Genomic DNA, 7,768 nt, shown 5'->3' with positions numbered 1-7,768 from the left:
CGTCCATGTTGTGCAACGTGGCGTTGGCCACGGTGACGCCGGCGACCTTCACCGGTTTCAGACGCGCCACCGGAGTCACCGCACCGGTGCGGCCGACCTGGAATTCCACGTCGAGCAGCTCGGTGAGTTCTTCCATCGCCGGGAATTTGTGTGCGATCGCCCAGCGCGGCTCTCGGGCACGGAAGCCCAGTTCACGCTGATCGGCAATGCTGTTGACCTTGAACACCACACCATCGATTTCATAGGCCAGCGAGTCACGGCGCGCGCCGATGTCGCGGTAATACTCCAAGCACTCGTCGATACCCTTGGCCAGCCTCAGTTCGTGACTGATCGGCATGCCCCACTTCTGCAACTGCTTGAGGTTGCCGATGTGGGTGTCGGCGATATCGTGAGACACCTGACCGATGCCATAGCAGCAGAATTCCAGTGGCCGGTTGGCGGTGATCTTCGAGTCGAGCTGGCGCAGGCTGCCTGCTGCCGCGTTGCGCGGGTTGGCGAAGGTCTTGCCGCCGATTTCCAGTTGCGAAGCATTGAGGCGCTCGAAACCGGCCTTGGACATGAACACTTCACCGCGCACTTCCAGCGTCGCCGGCCAGCCTTCGCCGTGCAGCTTCAGCGGAATATTGCGCACGGTACGCACGTTGACGCTGATGTCCTCGCCGGTGGTGCCATCGCCACGGGTGGCGCCGCGCACCAGCAAACCATCCTGATACAGCAGGCTCACCGCCAGGCCATCGAGCTTCGGCTCGCAGCTGTATTCCACCGCCGCGCCGCCACCAAACAGATCGCCGGCCGGCACGTCGAGGCCTTCGTTGACGCGGCGATCGAACTCGCGCATGTCGGATTCTTCGAAGGCGTTGCCGAGGCTGAGCATCGGGATTTCGTGACGCACCTGAGTGAACGCAGTCAGCGCCATGCTGCCGACGCGCTGGGTCGGCGAATCGCTGGTGATCAGTTCCGGGTTGGCCGCTTCCAGTGCCTTGAGCTCGTGGAACAAGCGATCGTACTCGGCATCGGGAATGCTCGGCTCGTCGAGAACGTGATAGCGATAGTTGTGCTGATCCAGCTCAGCGCGCAGCTCTAGAATGCGGGTTTTGGCGGCGGTCATGGGTGTTCTCTCATAAAGCAAAAGAGCAGCCGAGGCTGCTCCAGTTTTATTCCATTATCGGCGGCGGTGCCAGAAGATCGCAGCCTCGTTGCACTCGTCAGCTCCTACAGTATCGCGTTCCTCTGTAGGAGCTGCCGAAGGCTGCGATCTTTTGATTTGGCCTTAGCGCTTCTGGGTCAGGGCGCGGCGTTCGAATTCGACGATGCGCTGACGGTAGTGCTCAATCGTCTGCGCAGTCAGTACGCTGCGCTGGTCGTCTTTCAGTTCGCCGTTCAGTTCCTGGGACAGCTTGCGGGCTGCCGCGACCATCACGTCGAAGGCCTGCTTCGGATGACGCGGGCCTGGCAGACCGAGGAAGAAGCTCACCGCCGGAGTGCTGAAGTGGTCGATGTCGTCCAGATCAAAGATGCCCGGCTTGACCGCGTTGGCCATGGAGAACAGCACTTCGCCGTTGCCGGCCATGCTTTCGTGGCGGTGGAAAATGTCCATCTCGCCGAAACGCAGACCGCTTTCGAGAATGTTCTGCAGCAGCGCCGGGCCTTTGAAGCCGGCCGGGTCGCGGCAGATCACGCTGATCACCAGGACTTCTTCGGCTTGTGGCTGATCTTTTTCCGCCACGGCCGCTGCAGGCTTGCTGTCTTCGGCGAAATCGTCATCGCGGCTGCTGAAGCTCGGGCCGCCGTCCAGATCGAGGTCGAGGTTCAAGTCGCCCTGCGCCGGGCCGTTGCTGCCGCGCTTGCCACGTTTCGAGCCGGATTCACGCGGCTCGCGAGCTTCGCGGTTGGGCATGCTCACCGACGGCAAATCGTGCTCGTCCAGTTGCGGCTCTTTGTGCGTGTCCAGGACGCGGGCCGGGCCCAACAGCTCGGCGCTGGTGTCCTCGTCCGGCAGATTGGACAGGCTCCGGTCGAGACGGAATTTCAGCTTTCCCTTGCCGCCGCGCATACGGCGCCAGCCATCGAAAAGAATACCGGCTATCACAATGATGCCGATGACGATCAGCCACTCGCGCAGACCGATTTCCATGTAATCCCGTGCCTCTATAAAAAATGCTGAAAAATAAGGGGTTTACACTGCGTAAACCGCTTTAAAACGTGGCGCCAACTCTATGTTCTGACAGGCGTTTTGCCCACGTATACGAAAAATTGACATTAAACTAGCACGATCAAAGGCTTCGCAGCTACAAGCTTTGAGCTCCAAGTCACAAGCCGTCCACTTGCAGCCTGGAGCTTGTAACCTGCAGCCGCGCCGCTAGGCGTCCACCATCGCCATCGCCTCCTCGACATCCACCGCCACCAGTCGCGAACAGCCCGGTTCATGCATCGTCACACCCATCAACTGCTCGGCCATTTCCATGGCGATCTTGTTGTGGGTGATGTAAATGAACTGCACAGTCTGCGACATCTCTTTGACCAGGCGTGCGTAGCGTCCAACGTTAGCGTCATCCAGTGGCGCGTCAACCTCATCGAGCATGCAGAACGGCGCCGGGTTCAACTTGAAGATGGCAAAAACCAGGGCCAGTGCAGTCAGGGCTTTTTCGCCGCCGGAGAGCAAATGGATGGTGCTGTTCTTCTTCCCGGGCGGCTGCGCCATGATCGTCACCCCTGTATCGAGTAGATCTTCGCCCGTCAGTTCCAAATACGCGCGCCCGCCACCGAAAACTTTCGGGAAAAGTGCCTGCAAACCACCGTTGATCTGATCAAAGGTATCTTTGAAACGGTTGCGGGTTTCCTTATCGATTTTGCGGATGACGTTTTCCAGGGTCTCCAGCGCCTCGACCAGATCGGCGTCCTGCGCATCCAGATAACGTTTACGCTCCGATTGTTGCGTGTATTCGTCGATGGCCGCGAGGTTGATCGCACCCAAGCGCTGAATCCGTGCGTTGATGCGTTCGAGTTCTTCTTCGGCTTCGCGTTCACTGGCTTGTGCGGTCAATGTGGCGAGCACGCCGTTGAGATCGTAGCCATCTTCGAGCAATTGATCCTGCAAAGCCTTGCGCCGTACGGTCAGCGCCTGCCATTCCATGCGTTGCTGTTCGAGCTGGCCGCGAATCAGCTGCGATTGCTGCTCGGCCTGGGTGCGGCGTTTTTCCGCGTCGCGCAATTCACGATCGGCGTCTTCCAGGGCGATCTGCGCAGTCTTAAGTTCTTCGTCGACGGTCATGCGCTTGTCGAGCAACTCTTCGAGCTTGAGGCGCAGCTCTTCCAGCGGCGCCTCGCCCTCCTCCAGATTCAGACTCAACTGTTCGCGCTTTTCAGTCAGGCGCTCGGCCTGCATTTCCAGACGTTCCAGCGCCTGGCGCGTGGAGTCGTGCTGGGCGCGCAACGAGCCGAGACGCACGGCCAGTTGATGGGCGTGATCCTTGTGCTGCCGCGCTTCCTGACGCACGCGATCGAGGCGCTCGCGCAGGCTGTCGCGCTGGGCCAGCAGCAACTCGCGCTGCTCGGTGTCGAGCGCCATGGCGTCCAGTGCTTCCTGCAATTGCATGCGCGCTTCGCCGACCTGTTCGTGCTCAAGCTCGCGCTGTTCGGCGAGTTCGACCAGTTCTTCATCGAGACGGGTGCGGCGCAATGTCAGTTGCTCGGCCTTGGCCTTGCCGGCGGACAATTGTGCTTTCAGTTCGCCTTGCTGGCGCGCTTCGTCCTGCAGCAAGCGGCGCAGATGTTCGCGGCCGTTTTCCTGCTGGCGCTGTTGCGCGCGCAGGGTTTGCAGGCGGGTCTCCATGGCCTCGACCGTGGCTTCGCGCTCTTCACGCTCCAGTTGCAGGTCTTCGATTTCCTGGCCACGGGCGAGCATGCCGCTTTCCGCTTCGCTGGCGCGACGCACGCGTAAAAAGTGTCGACCGACCCAGTAGCCATCGCGACTGATCAGGCTCTGCCCGGCGCTCAACTGGCCGCGCAAGGCCAGCGCCTGTTCAAGGCTGTCGACCGGTTTGACCTGACCAAGCCACGGCGACAGATCGATCTGCGCCTCGACTTTGTCCAGCAGACTGCCCGCCACCCGCACGCCATCGCTGGCCGGGCTGAGCAGGCGCAAATCGCCCTGAGTGAATCCGGACAGATCGAAGCCGCTGAAATCGTCGACCAGCACCGCTTGCAGATCGGCACCGAGCACGGTTTCCACCGCCAGTTCCCAACCTGCCTCGACCTTCAGGCCTTCGGCCAGACGCGGACGCTCGGCGAGGTTGTGTTCCTTTAACCATTCGGCGGTGCCGGTGCCCGGATCGAGCGCGGCTTGCTGCAAGGCTTCCAGCGACGCCAGACGACCGTTGAGCCGCTGCAGATCGCCCTGCGCCTGCTGCTGTGCGGTCAACGCTTGCTGTAATTCCTGACGCAGTTGTTCAAGCTTTTCGACTTGCGCTTCTTCGCTGGTCTGTAAATCTTCGAGGGTCGCTTCGGACTCGGCGAGCTGCTCGTTGAGCGCCATGATCGCCGCGTCTTCCGGGTCGGCGGACAGCAACGCACGCTCTTCAGCGAGGCGCTTCTGTCGGTCAGCCAGACGCTCCATGCTGCTTTCCAGCTGCTGGATCCGCGACTGCTGCACTTCAGCCTGACGGCGCGGTTCGGCAGCGGTCAGGTTGAAAGCATCCCACTGCTCCTGCCAGCCGTGCATGGTGGTTTCGGCTTCTTCGAGGGCCGCAGCGGCTTCCTCGGCGGCAGCGCTGGTGACTTCCTGCTCGGGGGTGAGCATGTCCAGTTCTTCGCCGAGGGTCAGCAGCAACGTGCGGTCGTGGCCCAGGTGCGACTCGGTTTCCAGACGCGCGCGCTCGGCTTCTTTCAGATCGTCCTGCAACTGGCGCAACCGCTGCTGGCCATGCTGAATGCTCTGCTCGACCCGGGCGATGTCGCCGCCGACCGAATAGAAGCGGCCCTGCACCAGATTGAAGCGCTCGGACAGGTCGTGGTGACCGTCGCGCAGGCGTTCGATGGCCGCATCAGCATTACGCTGTTCAGCGACCAACGCTTCGAAGCTGACTTCCTGGTTGCCAATGATCGACTCGCGCTGGCCGACCTGCTCGTTAAGATCCTGCCAGCGCAGGGCCGACAGTTGCGCCTTGAGCTGACGCTCTTCGGCCTTGAGTTCCTGATACTTTTTCGCCGCCTCGGCCTGACGGTGCAGGCGCTCGAGCTGGCGCTCCAGCTCTTCGCGCAGGTCGGTCAGGCGGGCGAGGTTTTCGTGGGTGCGGCGGATACGGTTTTCAGTCTCGCGGCGACGCTCCTTGTACTTGGAGATGCCCGCCGCTTCTTCGATGAAATTGCGCAGGTCTTCGGGCTTGGATTCGATCAGCTTGGAGATCATCCCCTGTTCGATGATCGAGTAGCTGCGCGGGCCGAGGCCGGTGCCGAGGAAGATATCGGTGATGTCGCGCCGACGGCATTTGGTGCCGTTGAGGTAATAAGTGGTCTGGCTGTCGCGGGTGACTTTGCGGCGGATGGAAATTTCCGCATAGGCCGCGTATTCGCCGAGCAGCGTGCCATCGGAGTTGTCGAAGACCAGTTCGATGCTCGCCTGGCTCACCGGTTTGCGGCTGGTCGAGCCGTTGAAGATGACGTCGGTCATCGACTCGCCACGGAGGTTCTTCGCCGAACTTTCGCCCATCACCCAGCGCACGGCGTCGATGATGTTCGACTTGCCGCAACCGTTCGGCCCGACGACCGCCGCCATGTTACTGGGGAAGTTCACCGTGGTCGGGTCGACGAAGGATTTGAACCCCGCCAGTTTGATGCACTTCAGCCGCACGCTCAGGCAACCGTCAGCGCAGACACCACCAGATCGCAGCTGCGCTGGGCATACGCCGTGAGCACGATGCGGATCTGCGGCAAATCGCGGGCGAGGACGGCGGCGAGCAAGCGTTCGAACAGTTCGAGGAATTCGCTCATTTCCGCCTTGCGCTGTTCGAGGGCGAGGAAATACGCGCGGCTCATCGCCGGCTGGAGGTTCTCTACGGTTTCTTGCAGGTACGGATTGTTGGCAAACGGATAGGCGGCGCGCATCACCGCGAAGCTGTCATCGACGAAGCTGCGGATATCGCCGCGCTCGTAACTGGCGGTCAGGCGCTGCTGGATCTGCACGAACGGCGCCATGTCCGACTGCACTTGCCAGCCATTGGCCACCGAATTGCCGAGCAGGATGTACAGCTCGCTCATCAGCGTGCACAGGCTCTGCACCTTGTGCGGCGTCAGCTCGGTAACGTGGGCGCCACGACGCGGCAGGATCGCGATCAGGTGACGGCGCTCGAGGATCAGCAAGGCTTCGCGGACCGAACCGCGGCTGACGTTGAGCGCCAGCGTGACCTTCTGTTCCTGGATGCGCTCTCCCGGCTTCATTTCGCCACGAATGATGCGTTCGGCGAGGTGGTGAGCGATTTGCTCGGCGAGGCTGTCCGGCGCCTTGAACGTCATGGTTGTCCTTCAAACTCTATCGATCTGCACAAGCGGCGCAGTGTAGCGCAAATGCACGGTCATGGCGGAGTGCCCACTCAGCGGTTTTTGGCACGAATCCCGCAAAAAAGCGCAGTGACCGATGAAGGTCAATACTGAATAGACACGCTGTTGATCGACGAAACGGATTTTCCTGACCTTTAAGTCAGAAAACCATTGACCGAAAAGTCAGACCTGCTAAATTCGGTTCACGTCGGTTAACAACAATAATGAGTCTGCGAGGCCTTCCGTGATCCAGTTTTTACTTAACCAGGAACTCCGTAGCGAGCACGCCCTGGACCCGAATCTGACTGTGCTCAATTACCTGCGCGAACACGTAGGCAAGCCCGGCACCAAAGAAGGTTGCGCCAGTGGCGACTGCGGCGCCTGCACCGTGGTGGTTGGCGAGTTGCAGACCGATGACAGCGGGCGTGAGCATATTCGCTATCGCAGCCTCAATTCGTGCCTGACTTTCGTCTCGTCCTTGCACGGCAAGCAACTGATCAGCGTTGAAGACCTCAAGCACAAGGGCGAACCGCACAGCGTGCAGAAAGCCATGGTCGAGTGCCACGGTTCGCAGTGCGGCTTCTGCACCCCCGGTTTCGTCATGTCGTTGTTCGCCCTGCAAAAGAACAGCGACGCGCCGGATCAGGCCAAGGCTCACGAAGCGCTGGCCGGCAACCTCTGCCGCTGCACCGGCTACCGCCCTATTCTCGCCGCTGCCGAACAATCCTGCTGCGGCAAGCCAGCGGATCAGTTCGACGCCCGTGAAGCCGAAACCATTGCCCGCCTCAAGGCCATCGCGCCGACCGATATCGGCGAACTCAACAGCGGCGACAAGCGCTGCCTGGTGCCGCTGACCGTCGCTGACCTGGCCGATCTCTACGACGCTTATCCACAAGCGCGGCTGCTCGCCGGCGGCACCGATCTGGCGCTGGAAGTCACCCAGTTCCACCGCACTCTGCCGGTGATGATCTATGTCGGTAACGTCGCCGAAATGAAGCGCATCGAAACCTTCGATGACCGCATCGAAATCGGCGCCGCCACCGCCCTCTCCGACTGTTACGAAGCATTGAATGCCGAATATCCGGACTTCGGCGAATTGCTGCACCGCTTCGCCTCGTTGCAGATCCGCAATCAAGGCACCCTCGGCGGCAACATCGGCAACGCCTCGCCGATCGGTGACTCGCCACCGCTGCTGATCGCCCTCGGCGCGCAGATCGTGCTGTGCAAAGGCGAA

At 61.1% G+C, this 7,768-nt stretch carries 5 protein-coding genes; 1 reads left to right on the top strand and 4 read right to left on the bottom strand.

The features are described from left to right. The 4 genes from ligA to OQK_RS19470 all read right to left on the bottom strand — a co-directional run. On the bottom strand, positions 1-1,108 hold a 1,108-nt coding region (ligA, locus tag OQK_RS19485), incomplete at its 3' end, for an NAD-dependent DNA ligase LigA (protein WP_016773852.1). A gap of 162 nt (positions 1,109-1,270) precedes the next feature. Then, on the bottom strand, positions 1,271-2,134 hold the full coding sequence (gene zipA, locus OQK_RS19480; RefSeq protein ID WP_016773851.1) for a cell division protein ZipA: 864 nt from the start codon (positions 2,132-2,134) through the stop codon (positions 1,271-1,273). Between the two features lie 225 nt (positions 2,135-2,359). Next, a complete protein-coding gene (smc, locus tag OQK_RS19475; protein WP_016773850.1) occupies positions 2,360-5,848 on the bottom strand; it encodes a chromosome segregation protein SMC in 3,489 nt (1,162 codons plus the stop codon). A 2-nt stretch (positions 5,849-5,850) separates the two neighbouring features. Further along, positions 5,851-6,510, bottom strand: coding sequence for a GntR family transcriptional regulator (locus tag OQK_RS19470; RefSeq protein ID WP_016773849.1), 660 nt, complete (start codon positions 6,508-6,510; stop codon positions 5,851-5,853). Between the two features lie 268 nt (positions 6,511-6,778). Between OQK_RS19470 and xdhA the strand changes: the two genes are divergently transcribed. Next, positions 6,779-7,768 (top strand): xanthine dehydrogenase small subunit (gene xdhA / locus OQK_RS19465; RefSeq protein ID WP_038861426.1); only part of this gene is annotated, 990 nt, incomplete at its 3' end.

It is taken from the genome of Pseudomonas sp. R62 (assembly GCF_000257605.1).
Taxonomy (GTDB): Bacteria; Pseudomonadota; Gammaproteobacteria; order Pseudomonadales; family Pseudomonadaceae; genus Aquipseudomonas; species Aquipseudomonas atacamensis.
Note: the sequence above shows the minus strand (reverse complement) of the source record. Positions and strands in the feature narration are given on the sequence as shown.

Bases quoted from the DNA above. Each gene is read 5' to 3' on its own strand.
- OQK_RS19470 (WP_016773849.1), bottom strand. From the start codon at position 6,510: ATGACGTTCAAGGCGCCGGACAGCCTCGCCGAGCAAATCGCTCACCAC.
- zipA (WP_016773851.1), bottom strand. From the start codon at position 2,134: ATGGAAATCGGTCTGCGCGAGTGGCTGATCGTCATCGGCATCATTGTG.